Origin of the sequence: Cellulomonas sp. ATA003 (assembly GCF_031582905.1) — a bacterium.
Lineage (GTDB): Bacteria > Actinomycetota > Actinomycetes > Actinomycetales > Cellulomonadaceae > Pengzhenrongella.
Genome location: NZ_CP133990.1, coordinates 1,990,164 through 2,007,565, shown reverse-complemented (window position 1 = coordinate 2,007,565; position 17,402 = coordinate 1,990,164). Strand labels below are relative to the sequence as shown.

Below are 17,402 nucleotides of genomic sequence, written 5' to 3'. Positions count from 1 at the left end.
GGCGGCGAGGATCACGTCGCTGCGCGGGCGAGGACGGCCTGGACGCGGCTGAGCAGCTCGCGCGGGCTGAACGGCTTGGTGACGTAGTCGTCGGCGCCGGTGCCGAAGCCCAGCGCGACGTCCTGCTCCTGCACCCGCGCGGTCAGCATGATCACCGGCAGGCGCGCCGACGTCGGGTCCCGGCGCACCTGGGCGCAGACGTCCAGGCCGGACAGCCCCGGCATCATGAGGTCGAGGACCGCGAGGTCCGGCAGCTCGGCGCGCACCGCCTCGAGCGCCTGCACGCCGTCGGCGACGGCGACGACGCGGTAGCCCGCCTGCTCGAGCTTGAAGGTGACGAGGTCGCGGATGTCCGCGTCGTCGTCGGCGACCAGGATCGTCGGGGAGGCGTTCACGGCGTCCCCATCGGCAGCCGGACGACGGTGTTGAGCGGCTATGTCCGGTTCGCCGTGCCCGGTTCGCCGTGCCCGGTTCGTCGTGCCCGGTTCGCCGTGCTCGGTTCGTCGTGCCCGGTTCGCCCCCGACGACGCGCACGTGCGCTGGTCAGCGCCCGCGCCCGGGCGCGTCGTCGGGGGCCGTGTGCGGCGTCCGGCGTCAGGCCCCGGCCGTGAGCTCCAGCGGCCCGGCGACCGGCTCGGGCCGCTCGCACGTCGTGGTGATCTCCACCGCGGTGTGCGAGCCGGCCGCCGACAGCACCGACTCCATGACGTCCAGCACGTGCAGCGCGACGTCGGCGCTCGCCCGGTGCGGCTGCCCGGCGTCGATCGCCAGCGCGAGGTCGGCGACGCCGTACCCGCGTCCGGCGCCCAGGTACCCGGCCCGCGGCTCGAGCGCCGTCCACTCCGGTGCGTCCCGCGTGAACAGCGCGACCTCGCCGTCGAAGTAGTTCGGGTCCGGCACGGACAGCGAGCCCTCGCCGCCGTACACCTCGATGCGCGGCAGCCGGGCGGCCCAGGTGTCGAAGCTGACCAGCAGGGTGGTCAGCGCCCCGCCGTCGTGCTCGAGGATCGCGGTGACGTGCGTGTCGACCTCCACGTCGAAGGACGTGCCGCCCCGGGGGCCCTGGCCGATCGTCCGGGTCGCCTGCGGCCGTGACGCGGCACCCACCACGCGGCGGACCGGCCCGAGCAGGTGCACGAGCGCCGTCAGGTAGTACGGGCCCATGTCGAGCAGCGGACCGCCACCGGGCCGGTAGTAGAACTCCGGGTCGTGGTGCCAGCGCTCGTGCCCCGGTGTGACCATGAACGCCGTCGCCGCGTGCGGGACGCCGATCGCGCCGGCGTCGACCGCGGCGCGTGCGGTGGCGACGCCCGTCCCGAGGACGGTGTCCGGCGCGCAGCCCACGCGCACGCCGGCGGCCTCGGCGGCGCGCAGCACCGCGCGTGCCTCCTCGGTGGTCGCGGCGAGCGGCTTCTCGCCGTAGACGTGCTTGCCCGCCGCGATCGCGGCCAGGGCCACCTCGGCGTGGACCGCGGGGATGGTGAGGTTGAGGACGACGTCGACGTCGTCGGCCGCGAGGAGGTCGTCCAGGCTGGTCGCCCGCGCGCCCGGGTGGGCCGCGGCGAGCGCCCCGGCCCGGCCCGTGTCGAGGTCGGCCACCGCGGTGACGGCGACCTGCGGCAGGCGGGAGAACGCGTCGCTGTACTGGGCGCTGATCTTCCCGGCGCCGACGACGCCGATCCTCAGCGCGCGGCCCACAGCAGCCCCCGCTCCACGATCGTGCGGACGTTCGGGTCCTCGAGCACCTCGACGCGGTGCCCCGGCGTGCAGACCATGATCCGGCCCTGCCCCCACTGCCGGGTCCACACGGCGGGGCAGGTGATCGGGCGGTTCCACGGGCCCCACGGCCGCACGTCGGTGGTCGTGGTGGCCAGCACGTCGTTGAGGTCGTCGGTGAGGACCCAGTACTGCTCGGTCGTGAGCTCGAAGTCGGACAGCCCGGCGGTGATGGGGTGCTCGGCCGCCGCGGGCGTGAGCTCGATGCGGTGCCGGACGTAGTTGTCGGACTGCTCCCCCGTGCGCTCGTCCGGCCCCATCGCCGCGGCGTGGTGGGCGAACTGGCCACCGATGAGCTGCAGGTAGTCCGCGCTGTTGCGGTAGGAGTCCGCGATGCCGCCGTGCCAGCCGGCCAGACCCGTGCCCGCCTCGACGGCTGCGATGAGCCCGGCGAGCTCCTCGCGCTCGATGGTGGACATCGTCATGCACTGCACCACGAGGTCCACCCCGGCCATCACCTGGGCGTCCGCGTAGACCGCGGTCGACTCCTCGACCCGCACGTCGAACCCGTTGTCGCGCAGGTACGGGATGAACAGGTCGGTGGCCTCGACGGGCTGGTGCCCGTCCCATCCGCCGCGCACGACGAGCGCGCTGCGTCCTGGTGTGGGGCTGTCGGGCACGTCGTCGTGCATGGGCACCTCTCCCCGGCCGTGGCCGGTCCGGTCGACGACCGGTCCCCGGGCGGGAACGGTCCTCGCGGAACCTACGTGGACCGATCCGACCCGGCAACACGCGCCACGTGGTGGACAGCCGTGGCGCGTCAGGCCGCGCGGTGCCGGGAGTCGAACCGGTGCTCGAGCCGGAACCCCAGGCGCGTGTAGACCCGGCGGGCGACGTCGTTGCTCGCGTACATCCCCAGGCTCACCATCGGCGGTCCGAGCCGCGGGACCACCTCCAGGCAGTCCCGGACGGCGGCCGACATCACCGCACCGGCCAGCCCCTGCCCCCGCGTGACCGGGTCGACCCCGAGCGACACGAGGTGCGGGGAGCCCGTCGGCGAGCAGCACCGCGCCGATGACCGCCATCAGCCGGCCGTCCTGCCGCACGCCCCACCAGCCGATGAGGCGCGGGTCGTCGGGCGCGGTGCTCGCCGTGGGGTGCGCGCGCCCGAGGCACTCGGCGACCTCCGCGGCGGTCGCCGGGCCGAGCGGCAGCCGCTCGGCCCGGGACGGGTCACCGGTCAGCGGCTCGGGCGTCCACATCCAGTCCCACGCCGAGCCCTCGGCCGGGAAGCCGAGAGCCGCGACGAGCCCGGCGCCGGCGGCCTCCCACGTCCCTCGCGTGAGCGTCGCGTACCGCGCGGTGGCGAGCAGGTCGGCCGACTGCGCGGCGGCGTCTGCCAGGAGGCCGGCGAGCGAGTGTGCCTCCCCGAGCCCGAACAGGCCACGGCCCCGCCCCGGCCCGTCGACGACGGCGAGGAGCGCGTCGTCGGTGTGGCGGGTCGCGAGGAGGTCGGCGCGGGCGTGCTCGCCGAGCAGGTACGGGGAGCTGCACCAGGGCTGGGGCAGGTCCGCGAGGTTCACCGCTGCGGAGCCGAGTCCACCGATCCGGTGCCGCCCGCGGCCGCCGCGGGGGTGCCCTGGGTCGCGACGGATCCCTCAGCGCCGACGGCGGCCTTGGGCTTCGCGTCGACCCCGGCCTCGCGCCGCTGCTCGGGCGTGATCGGCGCCGGTGCCCCGGTCAGCGGGTCGTAGCCGCCGCCGGACTTCGGGAACGCGATGACGTCGCGGATGGACTCCGAGCCGGTCAGCAGCGTGAGGATGCGGTCCCAGCCGAACGCGATCCCGCCGTGCGGCGGGGCGCCGAACGCGAAGGCGTCGAGCAGGAAGCCGAACTTCTCCTGCGCCTCCTCCTCACCGATCCCCATGACCTCGAAGACGCGCTGCTGCACGTCGCGGCGGTGGATACGGATGGACCCGCCGCCGATCTCGTTGCCGTTGCAGACGATGTCGTACGCGTAGGCCAGCGCCTCGCCGGGGCTCTCCTCGAAGCGGTCGATCCAGTCCGGGGTCGGGGAGGTGAACGCGTGGTGCACCGCGGTCCACGACCCGCCGCCCACGGCGACGTCGTCGTCCTCGCCGGTCGGCTTGAACAGCGGGGCGTCGACCACCCACACGAAGGCCCACTCGTCGGGGTCGATGAGCCCGCAGCGCCTGCCGATCTCGAGGCGGGCGGCGCCGAGCAGTGCCCGGGCGTCGGTGGCCTTGCCGGCGGCGAAGAAGACGCAGTCCCCCGGCTGCGCGCCGACGGCCTCGACGAGGCCGGCGCGCTCGGTGTCGGACAGGTTCTTCGCGACCGGCCCGCCGAGCTCGCCGTCGTCGGACACCGTGACGTACGCGAGACCCTTGGCGCCGCGCTGCTTGGCCCAGTCCTGCCACGCGTCGAACGTCCGGCGGGGCTGCGATGCACCACCGGGCATGACGACGGCGCCGACGTACGGGGCCTGGAAGACGCGGAACGGGGTGTCCACGAAGTACTCGGTGAGCTCGACGAGCTCCTGGCCGAATCGCAGGTCCGGCTTGTCCGAGCCGTATCGCGCCATCGCGTCCGCGAACGTCATGCGCGGGATCGGCGTCGGGATCGTGTACCCGATCAGGTCCCACAGGGACGTGAGGATCTGCTCACCGACGGCGATGACGTCGTCCTGCTCGACGAAGCTCATCTCGACGTCGAGCTGGGTGAACTCGGGTTGGCGGTCGGCGCGGAAGTCCTCGTCGCGGTAGCAGCGGGCGATCTGGTAGTAGCGCTCCATGCCGGCGACCATGAGCAGCTGCTTGAACAGCTGCGGCGACTGCGGCAGCGCGTACCAGGACCCGGGTGCCAGGCGCGCCGGGACGACGAAGTCGCGCGCGCCCTCGGGGGTCGAGCGGGTCAGGGTGGGGGTCTCGATCTCGACGAAGTCCTGCGCGTCGAGCACGCGGCGCGCCGCGGCGTTCGCCTTCGCGCGCAGGCGCAGGTTGGCGGCGGGCACGGGCCGGCGCAGGTCGAGGTAGCGGTGGCGCAGGCGCGCCTCCTCACCGGGGACCTCGTCCAGCGCGGACGACACCTGGAACGGCAGCGGCGCGGACTCGTTGAGGACGACGACGTCGTCGGCCACGAGCTCGACCTCGCCGGTGGGCAGGTTGGGGTTCTCGTTGCCCTCGGGGCGGCGCCCGACGGCGCCGGTCACCTGCAGGACGTACTCGTTGCGCAGCTCGTGCGCCACGGCCTCGTCGCGGATGACGACCTGGGCGATGCCCGAGGCGTCCCGCAGGTCGATGAACGCCACCCCGCCGTGGTCGCGCCGCCGGTCGACCCAGCCCGTGAGGGTGACGGTCTGACCGGTGTGCTCGGCTCGCAGCGAGCCGGCGGTGTGGGTGCGGAGCACGGAGTGGGTCCCTTCGAGGTGGTGCGGCGCGCGCGGTCCGGCGCCCGGACGAGTCTAGTGGCGCGCGGGTGCCCGGGCCGGTCCGCACCGGCCGGGCCGTCCGTCCCGGCCCGCGGACGGGCCGTCGTCCGGCCCGCGGCCCTGCCGGTCGTGATCGTGGCAGGGTGTTCGCGGTCGCGTGCGTCGGCGCGGCCCCACCCGTCCGAAGGAGTGTCATGGCCCGCACGATCGCCACAGCCGACCGCGTCTCGCGTGAGGAGATGCTCGACTTCGTCCGACCGCGGCACCACGCCGTCCTCATGACGACGCGTGCCTCGGGGATGCCGCAGCTGTCCCCGGTCACGTGCGGGGTCGACGACGTCGGTCGGCTCGTCGTCTCCACCTACCCCGAACGCGCCAAGGCGGTGAACCTGCGGCGCGACCCGCGGGCGTCGGCGTGCGTGCTGTCGGACGACTTCGGCGGGGCCTGGGTGCAGATCGACGGCACGGCCGAGGTCATCGACCTGCCGGACTCCGTCGAGCCCCTCGTCGACTACTTCCGCAGCATCTCCGGCGAGCACCCCGACTGGGCCGAGTACCGCGAGGCGATGGTGCGCCAGGGCAAGTCGCTCATCCGGCTGACGATCGAGACCTGGGGGCCGATCGCGACCGGTGGGTTCCCCGCGCGGCTCGCGGAGGGCTGACGCCGCGTCGCGCCAGCTGGTCGGCCTGGCTCGCCTGTCCTGTCCGTCCGGCCCGTCCTATCGGTCCGGCCTGTTCCGCGTGTCCTGTCTGTCCCGCCTGTATTGCTTGTCCCGCCGTGCGCACGGTGGCGGTGGACCCTCGGACTACCCCGCTCGTTCGACCCTGCCTCCGGTTCTCGCCTTCGTCCCGCGCCCTGGTCGACTTCCCAGCCACCATATCGACCATTCCGCACTGACTTCCTGCCATCTCAATCGATGATTGTCACCGACCCCAGTCGCGTAATCAGGGAAGTCGTCCACATCGGTATGGAGTCATGCCGGCCGTGTCGGTGGCTCCGTCTAGCATTGTGAGGAGAAGGTCACCGGAACGCGGCGATGGTGCCGCGCGAGAATGGGCGGGAGGTGGGCGCGGTGGATCCCGACGACGTGACGCCCGCAGTTCCGCGAGATGCAGGACTTGGTGGCCCGGACCTTTCCGCGCTCCCGCACGACGTCGCCGCGGCGGTCTTCGCACTGCTGGCCGCGACGGACGCGGTGGCCGCCGCTGTGGACACGACCGGGCTCGACGGCGCGCAGGCCGCTGTCGTCGCCGCGGCGGTGGCATCGGTGACCAGCCGCCTCGGGGTGGCAGGCACCCGGCTGCTCCCGGTGATCGAGGCCGACGGGCTCTGGGCGACCGGTGGGGCGCGCTCCTTCCCGCGGTGGGTCGCCGCCCGTCACCGCATCAGCGTGCGGACCGCCCAAGCGCAGGTCCGCCTCGGGCGCGCACTTCGGGACCACCTGCCCGCCACCGCCGCCGCCGGTCTGGCTGGCGCGATCAGCGGGGAGCAGGTCCAGGTGATCGGCACGTTCGCCCCCACCACACCCCAGCGGTGCGAGGTGCTGGCCGATCCGGGCAACGACTGCAACGAGGACTTCCTGGTGGCCCAGGCCAAGGCGTGGCCCGTGGACTCGCTGCGGATCGTGACGCGCCGCTGGGCTGCCGCAGCCGACCCGGACGCCGACGACCGCGGATACCGCGAAGCGGCCGACCGGGCGCACTTCACGATGTCCCGCTCGACGGACGGGTATCACCTGGCCGGGCTCCTCACGATCGACGCCGGCCAGTGCCTCAAGAGCGCGCTCGAGGCCCTCACCCCCGCCCCTGCGGCCGGTGACCACCGCGACCCCGCCCATCGCCGTGCCCAGGCACTCGGCGACCTCGCCCGCGTCGCCCTCGACGGCGGGCTCAGCGGCACCCGCGGTGGAGTACGCCCGCACGTCAGCGTCCTGGTGCCGTACAGCGTCATCACGGACGCCGAAGCGCGCGCTGCCGCGACGGACCGGGGCCCCGACGTGGGGAGTACGGACGGTGCGCGTGGCGCGGGCGATGCCGGTAACGCCGAGGCGGCACGTGCCGCAACACCGGCGGGACCGGACGCACCGGACGCACCGGACGAGTTCCTCACCCCCGACGCCGTGAGTGGCGCCACCCCGCTCAGCGTCCCGCAGTACCAGGACGGCACCCCGATCCCCCGCACCGCCCTCGACCGGCTGCTGTGCGACGCCGGATTCACCCGCTTCTTGTTCTCCGCCGACTCACAGATCCTGGATGTCGGACGCGAGAAACGATTGTTCACCCCGCAGATGCGGGCGGCGATCATTGCCCGGGACAGACACTGCCGATATCCCGGCTGCACCTCCCCACCGGTGCTCTGCGAATGCCACCACGTCGACCAATGGGCCCGCGACCACGGCACCACCTGCGTCACCAACGGGATACTCCTGTGCTGGCACCACCACGACCTCATCCATCGCATGGACATCACCATCACCCACGACGGGAGACAGTGGGTGTTCACCGACCGACACGGCGCGCTCATCACGACCACACGGGGAATGTGGGACGGTTCGGGTCACGACTTCGGCGGGTGATCGATCAGACCCAGCCGGCGCCGCGGTGAGTCGGCCTCGACCTAGCGGCGCGCCGCCACCGTCACCGACGTGGTTGCGTCAGCGTTCTCGGCCAGAGCATCGCCCTCGGGCAAGACAGCGTCCTTCGGGCAAGACAGCGTCCTCCTGGCCGGACAGCGTCCTCCGGGTCGGAACAGCACCGGTCGGAACGGCCCCGGTCAGAACAGCGTCGTCTGCGGCGCGGCGGGGGCCAGGGCCTCCGCGCCGCCGAAGTCGGTCACCCCGGACCCGCCCCAGCCCGGCAGGCTGCCGGCGGGGAACGACCCCTCGTCGGCAGCTGGGATCCCGCCGGCCTGTCGCTCCATGCGTCGGTCGAAGCCGTGGGCGCGCAGCAGGGGAGCGGTTCGCTCCCGCAACCAGTCGCGGTACGGCGTCGGGACGTAGGCGCCTCCGGCGTACAGGCGCCGGTACCGGCCGACCAGTGCGGGGTGCTCGCGTGCGAGCCACTCGAGGTACCAGGGCTTCACCGATCCGCGCAGGTGCAGCGGGAGCACCGTGACGCCGGTCGCCCCGGCGGCGGCGAGCTCACCCAGCAGGGCGTCCAGCCGCTCGACGCCGTCGGTCAGCCACGGCAGGACGGGCGCGACCATGACGCCGCACGGCAGACCCGCGTCCCGGACCGCCCGCACGAGGTCCAACCGGGCCTGCGGCAGCGGCGTCCCCGCCTCGACCGACTGCTGCAGGACCGGGTCGAGCATCGCGAGCGACACCCCGATCCCGACAGGCACCCGCTCGGCGGCCCGCTGGAGGAGCGGCAGGTCGCGACGCAGCAGCGGGCCCTTGGTGAGGATCGAGAACGGCGTCCCGGAATCCGCGAGCGCGTCGATGATGCCCGGCATCAGCCGGTACCGGCCCTCGGGACGCTGGTACGGGTCGGTGTTCGTCCCGAGCGCCACGTGCTCGCGGCGCCACGACGGGCGGGCGAGCTCGCGGCGCAGGACGTCCACCACGTTCGTCTTGACGATGACCTGCGTCTCGAAGTCACGCCCGGCACCGAGCTCGAGGTACTCGTGCGTCGGCCGGGCGTAGCAGTAGGTGCAGGCGTGCAGGCACCCGCGCGTCGGGTTCACGGTCCACCGGAACGGCATGCTCGACGCCGGCGGCACCTTGTTCAGGGCGCTCTTGCATGCGACCTCGTGGAAGGTGACGCCCGCGAAGTCGGGCGTCCGGACGCTGCGGACGAGACCCGCGAGCGCGAGGCCGGGCAGTGCGCCGTCGTCGGACGCCGGAGCGTCGGCGCCACCGACCCGCTGACCGTCCCATCGCATGACGTCAGTCGAACACGCGTTCGAACCGCCCGTCAAGGCGTCAGGGAGCGACCCCGGTCAGCCGGCGGCGGCGACCTGCGGCCAGCGGTCCTCCGCGGGCGGCTCCCACGTCGCGGGGTCGGCCTCGACCTGCGCACCGGACCGGATGTCCTTGACCTGGTCCGGCGTCGCCTCGACGGTCGACCCGTCGTCGGCCGTGGTCGCCGGTGTGCCCGGGAACCAGACGAACGGCACCCCGCGCCGGTCGGCGTACTTGATCTGCTTGCCGAACTTCGCGGCACTCGGCGCGACCTCGACGGGGATGCCCCGGGCTCGCAGCGCCGCAGCGACTCGGTCGGAGGCCGCGCGGGTCTCCTCGCTCGTCACCGCGACGACGACGGCGCTGGGCACCGACCGCGACGCGCGCACCAGGCCCGCGCCGAGCAGTCGCGACACGAGGCGGGACACCCCGATGGACAGGCCGACTCCGGGGTAGGTGTTCGCGCCGTCGGAGGCCAGGGTGTCGTACCGGCCGCCCGAGCAGATCGAGCCCAGCGCCTCGTGCCCCACCAGGACCGTCTCGTAGACCGACCCCGTGTAGTAGTCGAGGCCCCGGGCGATCCGCAGGTCCGCGACGACGACGCCGGGGGCGCGCTCCCCGCCGCCGAGATCAGCGACCCGAGCTCGGCGAGCCCGGTCTCGAGCAGGTCGGAGACCACGCCGTGCCGCGCGGCGAGGTCGCGCACCCGGTCGACGACGCCGGCGTCGTCCCCGGAGATCGACGCGAGCTCGAGGCACGCCGCGGCCTGCTCGGGCGTGGCCCCGGCCTCGGCGACGAGCGCGTCGGCGACGGCGTCGGGCCCGATCTTGTCCAGCTTGTCGATGCCGCGCAGCACGGCGTCGACGTCGTCCAGACCGAGCCCGCGGTAGAAGCCCTCGGCGACGCGGCGGTTGTTGACGAGGATGCGCACGGGCGGCATCCCGATCGGGGCGAGCGCGCCGAGCGCCTCGGCGATCACCAGCGGCAGCTCGACCTCGTAGTGATAGGGCAGGTCGCCCGCCCCGACGACGTCGATGTCCGCCTGGACGAACTCGCGGAACCGGCCGTCCTGGGGGCGCTCGCCGCGCCACACCTTCTGCATCTGGTACCGCTTGAACGGGAACGCCAGGTGGCCTGCGTTCTCCAGCACGTACCGGGCGAACGGCACGGTCAGGTCGAAGTGCAGCCCGAGCTGCCGCTCGTCAGCCGCGCGCGCCCCGTCCGCCTCTGCGGGCTCCTCCTGCAGACGGCGCAGCACGTAGACCTCCTTGGAGGTCTCGCCCTTGCGCAGCAGCTGGTCCAGCGGCTCGACCGCCCGCGTCTCGATCCCGGCGAACCCGTGGAGCTCGAACGTGCGCTGCAGCGTCGCCAGGACGTGCTGCTCGACGAGCCGCCCGGCGGGCAGCCACTCAGGGAATCCGGACAGCGGGGTGGGTCGGGCCATGGGGCGTGATCATGCCAGGTAGGGGTTGGTGCGGAGCTCGTGGTCCAGCCGCGTGGCGGGGCCGTGGCCGGGCAGGACGAGGGTCGCCTCGGCCAGCGTGGTCACCCGGTCCCGCAGCGTCGTCGTCATGGTCGCGTCGTCCCCGCCCGGCAGGTCGGTGCGCCCGATCGAGTTCCGGAACAGCACGTCACCGGTGAAGGCCGTTCCGCCCGCCCCGTGCAGCAGGTCCCCCAGGGACGGCGTGTCCGGAAGCTCGCTGCCCGGCCCCGGCGTCCCGGCCGACAGGAACACGGTCGCCCCCTCGGTGTGCCCGGGCGCGTGCACCGCGAGCAGCGGCGCGCCCCCGAACCGGACGCCGCCGAGGTCGGGCTCCGCGGCCTGGGGGCCGATGTCGAACGTCCGCACGCGCGGTGGGCGGCGGTACTCCGCGGGCGGCATGCCGGACGACGCGAGCGCCTGGGCGAGCGGGCCGTCGGCGTCGTGCACGCCCGCGGCCAGCGGGCCGAGGGTGCCGAACGGGTCGGCGAGCCGGTACTCGTCCGCCGCGTGCAGGTGGAGGTCCACGCCGTAGGTCTCGGACAGCCGCGCGGCGTCCCACGTGTGGTCCACGTGACCGTGCGTCGCGAGCAGCGCGACCGGCCGCAGCCGGCGCTGCATGATGACGACCTCGACCGCCGGCGCGACGCCCCCGCCCGGATCGACGACGACGCACGACACGCCGTCGTCGGCGACGATCACGTAGCAGTTCGTCGCGAAGACGGGCGCGATCACGGTGACGATGAGCATCGCCCCAGGCTAGGCGACAGGCTGTCACCGGACCGGGTCACGTCCTTGCCTAGACTGTGCGGGCGCACGGTGCCGACCGGTCGCACGACGACCACGTCCGGAGGAGGTCTGGTGTCCCCGAGCAAGCGCGACCGTGAGAACGCGCGTCGCCGCCACGAGCGGCACCAGCAGCAGCTCGCGGCGCAACGGGCGGCCCGGACCCGCCGCCGGCAGCTCGCCGTCGCGATCCTCGCCGTCCTGGTCGCCGTCGTCCTCGTCGTGGTGGCCGTCCTCGCTCTCGGCGACGACGACGGCGACGCGACCGCCTCGGTGCCCGACCCGTCCGTCGCCGAGGGCCGCACGTGGACGGGGACCATCACCACCGACGTCGGGGAGATCGGCATCGAGCTCGACGGCGCCGCCGCCCCGCAGGCGGTCGCGTCGTTCGTGAGCCTGGCCGAGGACGGCTACTTCGACGACACGCCCTGCCATCGCCTCGTCACGGGCAACATCAAGGTGCTCCAGTGCGGCGACCCCACGGGCACCGGTCAGGGCGACCCGGGGTACGGCTTCGGGCCGATCGAGAACGCGCCCGAGGACGACCTCTACCCCACCGGCACGATCGCCATGGCGCGGATCACCAACGACGCCGACTCCATGGGCAGCCAGTTCTTCCTCGTGTACGAGGATTCCGTGATCCCCGCCGACCAGGCGGGGGCTACACCGTTTTCGGCCGCGTGACGTCCGGCTTGGACGTCGTGCAGGCAGTCGCGGACGCCGGAGTCGAGGGCGGTGGGTCCGACGGCCCTCCGGCCACCGGCGTCACCATCCAGGGAGTTGAGACCCAGTGACCGAGCACATCACCGACACCGCCGGCGAGCCCACGCAGCGCCAGGAGCCCACCGACGCGCCGGCGCCCGCGGAGGTCGCCGCGCCCGCGTCCGAGACGTCCGAAGACGTGACGTCCGTGGTCGAGACGCCCGAGGCGGCGACACCCGAGGCGGCGACACCGCCGGTGGAGACGCTTGAGGCCGAGACGTCCCTGGCTGGCACGTCCGAGGTTGAGACGTCCGAAGCCGAGACGTCCGAAGCCGAGACGTCCGAGGCTGGGACGCCCGCGCCCGCGCCTGAGGCGTCCGCGGCGCCGGTCGAGCACGACGCCGCGGCCGAGCCGTCGCCGGACGAGCTCCAGGCGCCTGGGACCCCCGGCACCGAGGTTCCCGGCACCGAGGTTCCCGGCACCGAGGTTCCCGGGAGCGAGGCCTCGGACGCCCAGGGAGACGGCCTGACCGTTCCCGCGGCCGAGGCCGCCGGCCTGGCCACGCCCGACGAGGGCCCGTCCCTCGCCACGGCGGCCGGGGTCGCGCAGACCGACGGCTCCGCGCAGACCGACGGCGTCGCGCAGACCGACGGCGTTGCGCCGTCCGACGGCACCGCGCAGACCGCCGAGCACGCTGCGCCGTCGGCCGGCGCCGACCAGTCCCCCGCCCCCGAGACCGCCCCCGCCCCCGAGCCCGCTGCGCCGTCCGCGGCTACCCCCGCGCCTTCCGCGCCCGCGCCGCGACCGACCCCGCGCCCCACCCCCGCCCGGTCCCGCGCCCCACGCCGCGCGCCCCTCAGGCAGCGACCGCGCCGACCGGCGCTACCCCGATCGCGCCGGTCGCTCCCCCGCAGGACGCCGCCGAGGCCGCCCACGCCGCGACCTTCGGGCGGGTGGACGACGAGGGCACCGTGTACGTCCGCGAGGGCGACGCCGAGCGCCCCGTCGGGCAGTTCCCCGGCGCGACCGCCGACGAGGCGCTCGCCCTGTACGTCCGCCGGTTCCTCGACCTGCAGGCCAAGGTCGTGCTCTTCGAGGCGCGGCTGGGCACCGCCGACCTCGCCCCCAAGGAGATCGAGCAGACCCTCACGAAGCTCACCGAGGAGCTCGCCGAGCCGGCCGCCGTGGGCGACCTCGCCGGCCTGCGGGAGCGCCTGGACGCGCTCCGGTCGGTCGCCGCGGAGCGCCGTGCTGCCGCGGACGCCGAGCGTGCCGCCGCGAAGGAGGCCGCCGTCGCCGCCCGCACCGCGATCGTCGAGCAGGCCGAGAAGATCGCCGCGACGGACCCCGAGCGCATCCAGTGGCGTCCCGCCGGCGAGCAGCTGCGTCAGCTGCTCGACCAGTGGAAGGACGCCCAGCGCAACGGCCCGCGCATCGACCGGCCGAGCGAGGAGTCGCTCTGGAAGCGGTTCAGCCACGCGCGCACCACGTTCGACCGCGAGCGGCGCCACTTCTTCGCCGAGCTCGAGACGCGCAACGCCGCGGCGCGCGAGGCCAAGGAGGCGCTGGTCGCGCAGGCCGAGCGCCTCTCGTCCAGCACCGATTGGGGCGTCACCGCCGGTGCCTACCGCGACCTCATGGCGCAGTGGAAGGCGAGCGGGCGGGCCAGCCGCAAGGAGGACGACGCCCTGTGGGCGCGCTTCCGGGCCGCGCAGGACGCCTTCTTCTCCGCACGGGACGCGGCCTCGGCCGAGACCGACGCCGAGTTCCGCGTCAACCTCGAGGTGAAGGAGGCGCTGCTGGTCGAGGCGGAGCGCCTCCTGCCGATCAAGGACCTCACGGCCGCGAAGGCCGCGCTGCGATCCATCCAGGACCGCTGGGACGCGGCGGGGAAGGTCCCGCGCGCCGACCTGCAGCGGGTCGAGGGACGCCTGCGCGCGGTCGAGAACGCGGTGCGGGACGCCGACCAGTCGGCCTGGACGCGCGGCAACCCCGAGACCCGTGCCCGCGCGGAGGGGCAGCGGCCCAGCTCGAGGCAGCCATCGCCGGGCTGGAGGCGGACCTCGCGGCCGCGCAGGCCCAGGGCGATGCGCGCCGGATCGCCGACGCGCAGACGGCCCTCGACGCGCGTCGGGCCTGGCTCGAGCAGGTGCGCCGGGCGGCCCAGGGCTCGTAGCCCGGACGTCCCGGCGTCCACGCACCCACGGCCGCGGGGCCGGCGTCCACACCGGACGCCGGCCCCGTCGTCGTCGCTGGACCGGGCGGTCATCCTGGCCGCATGACGTCCTCGCCCGACCACCTGCGCCCCGGCCCCACGGCCCTGCCCGACCACGTCCGGATGGCCGACGTCGGCCCGGTCGGCTGGCAGGTCCTCGTGCGCGACGGCGTCCTGCGGCCGGTGTGGGGGGACGTGGCGGCGCCGGCCGCGGTGCCGCCCGGACCGCACGTGCGGGCTCGTGCGGTCCGGCCCCTGGTGCCGCCGCGTGCGGTGCTCGGGCGCGCCGGTGCGGTCTGGGTCCACGCCGACGGCCCGGTCCCGCCCCGGTTCGACGTGCTCGTCGCCCCGCGGGTCCGGCGCCCGGCACCCCACCCGCTGCGCGTCCCGCACGAGTGCCCGCTCCCGCCGGCCGACGTCGTCCGCCTCGGCGGGGTCGCGGTCACCACGGTGGAGCGCACCGCGGTCGACGTCGCCCGCCACCTGCCGCTGGACGAGGCGGTGACCCTGCTGGTCCGGCTTGCCGTCCACGCGCGTCTCGACCTGCGGGCGGCGCTGCGGGCCGCCGCCGAGCTCGGACCGCGGCACGGTGGACCGCGCGTGCGCGAGGTGCTAGCTCGGGCCGAGGGAGCGGCCCGGGTACCCGACCGCGCGGCGGGTCAGACGGAGGGGTGGACCGGCGCGGCCGGCAGCCCGGCGGCCTTGGACCCGGTGATCCGGTAGACGTCGAACACGCCGTCGATGCGCCGGACGGCCGCGAGCACGGACGCCAGGTGGCCGGGCTCGGCCATCTCGAACACGAACCGGGACATCGCCACCCGGTCCCGGGTGGTCGAGACGGTGGCGGACAGGATGTCGACGTGGTGGTCCGACAGCACGCGCGTCACGTCCGAGAGCAGCCGGCTGCGGTCCAGTGCCTCGACCTGGATCTGCACGAGGAACAGCGCCGAGCCACCCTGCGTCCAGGAGACCTCGACCACCCGCTCGGGCTGCGCGAGCAGGCTCTCGACGTTGACGCAGTCGGTGCGGTGCACGCTCACACCGGCGCCGCGGGTCACGAAGCCCATGATCTGGTCGCCCGGGACCGGGGTGCAGCACTTGGCGAGCTTGACCCAGATGTCGTCCAGGCCCTTGACCTCGACCCCGGGGTCGCCGGTGCGCACGCGCCGGGCGGTGCGGCCGGGGCGCGCCGTCTCGGCGAGGTCCTCCTCGGCACCCGGCTCGCCGCCCAGGGCGTGCACGAGACGCTGCACGACCGTGGCCGCCGACACCTGACCCTCGCCGATGGCGGCGTACAGGCCGGACACGTCCGGGAACCGCATCTCGTGCGCGAGCGCGACGAGCGCCTCGTGGGACAGCAGGCGCTGGATCGGCAGGTTCTGCTTGCGCATCGCCTTGGCGATGGCGTCCTTGCCGTGCTCGATCGCCTCCTCGCGGCGCTCCTTGGAGAACCACTGCCGGATCTTGTTGCGGGCACGCGGGCTCTTGACGAAGCTCAGCCAGTCACGACTCGGTCCGGCGGTCTCGGACTTCGAGGTGAGGACGTCGACGACGTCGCCGTTCTCGAGCGTCGAGTCGAGCGGCACGAGACGGCCGTTGACGCGGGCGCCCATCGTCCGGTGACCGACCTCGGTGTGCACGGCGTAGGCGAAGTCGACCGGCGTGGACCCGGCGGGCAGCGCGATCACGTCGCCCTTGGGGGTGAAGACGTACACCTCGGCCCCGGCGATCTCGAAGCGCAGCGAGTCGAGGAACTCCGACGGGTCCGCGGTCTCCTTCTGCCAGTCCACGAGCTGGCGCAGCCACGCCATGTCGTTGCCGGCCGCGTCGGTGACCTGCGGGGAGCTCTTGGCGACCTCCTTGTACTTCCAGTGCGCCGCGACGCCGTACTCGGCGCGACGGTGCATGTCGTGGGTGCGGATCTGGATCTCGACGGGCTTGCCGCCGGGCCCGATCACCGTGGTGTGCAGCGACTGGTAGAGGTTGAACTTCGGCATCGCGATGTAGTCCTTGAACCGGCCGGGCACCGGGTTCCATCGCGCGTGCAGGGCGCCGAGCGCGGCGTAGCAGTCGCGCACCGACTCGACCAGGACGCGCACGCCCACGAGGTCGTAGATGTCGGCGAAGTCGCGGCCGCGCACGATCATCTTCTGGTAGATCGAGTAGTAGTGCTTCGGCCGGCCGGTCACCGTCGCCTTGATCTTCGACGACCGCAGGTCGACGCCGACCTGGTCCCGGACGGTGGCGAGGTACTCCTCCCGGGCTGGTGCGCGCTCGGCGACGAGCCGGACGATCTCGTCGTACACCTTGGGGTAGAGCGTCGCGAACGACAGGTCCTCGAGCTCCCACTTGATCGTGTTCATGCCCAGCCGGTGGGCCAGGGGCGCGTAGATCTCGAGGGTCTCGCGGGCCTTGCGCTCCGCGGAGGCCGCCGGGACGAACTTCCAGGTGCGGGCGTTGTGCAGGCGGTCGGCGAGCTTGATGACGAGCACCCGGATGTCCCGCGCCATCGCGACGACCATCTTGCGGACCGTCTCGGCCTGGGCTGCGTCGCCGTAGCTGACCTTGTCGAGCTTGGTGACGCCGTCGACCAGCATCGCCACCTCCGGGCCGAAGTCCTTGCGGAGCTGGTCCAGGGAGTACTCGGTGTCCTCGACGGTGTCGTGCAGCAGCGCCGCGGCGAGCGTCGCGGTCGTCATCCCGAGCTCGGCGAGGATCGTCGCGACCGCGACCGGATGGGTGATGTAGGGGTCGCCGCTCTTGCGCAGCTGACCGCGGTGGGCACGCTCGGCGACCGCGTAGGCCCGTTCGATGACCCCGAGGTCGGCCTTGGGGTGGTTCGTCCGGATGGCTTGCATGAGCGGCCCGAGCCCCGGGGTCCCGGGGCTGTGCCGGGTGCCGAAGCGGACGAGGCGCGAGCGGACGCGGCTGCCGCCGGCACCGGTGGTCCCTGCCTCGCCGGCGGGGGCCGGCGCGGCGACGGAGCCGGGCGCAGCGGCGGGGCCGGGCGCGGCGGCGGGGCCGGGCGCAGCGGCGGGGGCCGTCGCGCCCGCGCTGGGCGCATCCGGCCCGGCGGGCACGACCTGGCCGGCCGTGCGCGTGTGCTCGCTCATCCGACCCCCGCAGCAGTGTGTCGATCCGACTCATCCTAC

The 17,402-nt window shown here is 74.2% G+C and carries 13 protein-coding genes and 1 pseudogene; 5 read left to right on the top strand and 9 right to left on the bottom strand.

Features of this window, described 5'->3' with window-relative positions; all coding sequences use genetic code 11:
• Positions 1-11 precede the first annotated feature (11 nt).
• From REH70_RS09845 to aspS, 5 genes are all read right to left on the bottom strand, one after another.
• Entirely contained in the window at positions 12-395 is a 384-nt protein-coding gene (locus REH70_RS09845; protein ID WP_310754027.1) for a response regulator, read from the bottom strand.
• Positions 396-594: 199 nt separating this feature from the next.
• A complete protein-coding gene (locus REH70_RS09840; RefSeq protein ID WP_310754025.1) occupies positions 595-1,698 on the bottom strand; it encodes a Gfo/Idh/MocA family oxidoreductase in 1,104 nt (367 codons plus the stop codon).
• Complete coding sequence (locus REH70_RS09835) at positions 1,683-2,408, bottom strand: ThuA domain-containing protein (protein ID WP_310754023.1); 726 nt, start codon at positions 2,406-2,408, stop codon at positions 1,683-1,685. Before REH70_RS09835 ends, REH70_RS09840 begins: the two co-directional genes overlap by 16 nt.
• 128 nt (positions 2,409-2,536) lie before the next feature.
• The gene (locus REH70_RS09830) at positions 2,537-2,752 is read right to left on the bottom strand and encodes a GNAT family N-acetyltransferase (protein ID WP_310754021.1); all 216 of its coding nucleotides are present in this window, start codon (positions 2,750-2,752) and stop codon (positions 2,537-2,539) included.
• Positions 2,753-3,295: 543 nt separating this feature from the next.
• Positions 3,296-5,143, bottom strand: coding sequence for an aspartate--tRNA ligase (aspS, locus tag REH70_RS09825; RefSeq protein ID WP_310754020.1), 1,848 nt, complete (start codon positions 5,141-5,143; stop codon positions 3,296-3,298).
• Positions 5,144-5,358: 215 nt separating this feature from the next.
• On the opposite strand from aspS, the gene REH70_RS09820 reads away from it, so the two are divergent.
• Both REH70_RS09820 and REH70_RS09815 read left to right on the top strand, forming a co-directional pair.
• Positions 5,359-5,826: a PPOX class F420-dependent oxidoreductase gene (locus tag REH70_RS09820; RefSeq protein WP_310754018.1), complete on the top strand. Its 468-nt coding sequence runs from the start codon at positions 5,359-5,361 to the stop codon at positions 5,824-5,826.
• A gap of 411 nt (positions 5,827-6,237) precedes the next feature.
• Positions 6,238-7,740 (top strand): DUF222 domain-containing protein, encoded by a 1,503-nt coding sequence (locus tag REH70_RS09815; RefSeq protein ID WP_310754017.1) that lies wholly within the window; start codon positions 6,238-6,240, stop codon positions 7,738-7,740.
• A 197-nt stretch (positions 7,741-7,937) separates the two neighbouring features.
• On the opposite strand, the gene REH70_RS09810 is transcribed toward REH70_RS09815, so the two are convergent.
• The 3 genes and pseudogenes from REH70_RS09810 to REH70_RS09800 all read right to left on the bottom strand — a co-directional run bounded on the left by REH70_RS09810 (position 7,938) and on the right by REH70_RS09800 (position 11,296).
• Positions 7,938-9,047, bottom strand: a complete 1,110-nt coding sequence (locus REH70_RS09810) for an Rv2578c family radical SAM protein (RefSeq protein WP_310754016.1) — start codon at positions 9,045-9,047, stop codon at positions 7,938-7,940.
• A gap of 57 nt (positions 9,048-9,104) precedes the next feature.
• Positions 9,105-10,510: pseudogene (gene hisS, locus REH70_RS09805) on the bottom strand (histidine--tRNA ligase).
• A 9-nt stretch (positions 10,511-10,519) separates the two neighbouring features.
• On the bottom strand, positions 10,520-11,296 hold the full coding sequence (locus tag REH70_RS09800; RefSeq protein ID WP_310754014.1) for an MBL fold metallo-hydrolase: 777 nt from the start codon (positions 11,294-11,296) through the stop codon (positions 10,520-10,522).
• Between the two features lie 111 nt (positions 11,297-11,407).
• Here REH70_RS09800 and REH70_RS09795 point away from each other — a divergent pair, with 111 nt between their 5' ends.
• The 3 genes from REH70_RS09795 (at position 11,408) to REH70_RS09785 (ending at position 14,973) form a co-directional block, all read left to right on the top strand.
• The gene (locus REH70_RS09795; protein WP_310754012.1) at positions 11,408-12,016 is read left to right on the top strand and encodes a peptidylprolyl isomerase; all 609 of its coding nucleotides are present in this window, start codon (positions 11,408-11,410) and stop codon (positions 12,014-12,016) included.
• A 972-nt stretch (positions 12,017-12,988) separates the two neighbouring features.
• Positions 12,989-14,317: a DUF349 domain-containing protein gene (locus REH70_RS09790; RefSeq protein ID WP_310754010.1), complete on the top strand. Its 1,329-nt coding sequence runs from the start codon at positions 12,989-12,991 to the stop codon at positions 14,315-14,317.
• Positions 14,314-14,973, top strand: a complete 660-nt coding sequence (locus REH70_RS09785; RefSeq protein ID WP_310754008.1) for a hypothetical protein — start codon at positions 14,314-14,316, stop codon at positions 14,971-14,973. The genes REH70_RS09790 and REH70_RS09785 overlap by 4 nt, the downstream gene beginning before the upstream one ends.
• Here the strand turns inward: REH70_RS09785 and REH70_RS09780 are convergent.
• Positions 14,910-17,363 (bottom strand): bifunctional (p)ppGpp synthetase/guanosine-3',5'-bis(diphosphate) 3'-pyrophosphohydrolase, encoded by a 2,454-nt coding sequence (locus tag REH70_RS09780; protein WP_310754007.1) that lies wholly within the window; start codon positions 17,361-17,363, stop codon positions 14,910-14,912. The two genes, REH70_RS09785 and REH70_RS09780, sit on opposite strands and share 64 nt — an antisense overlap.
• Between the last annotated feature and the right edge of the window lie 39 nt (positions 17,364-17,402).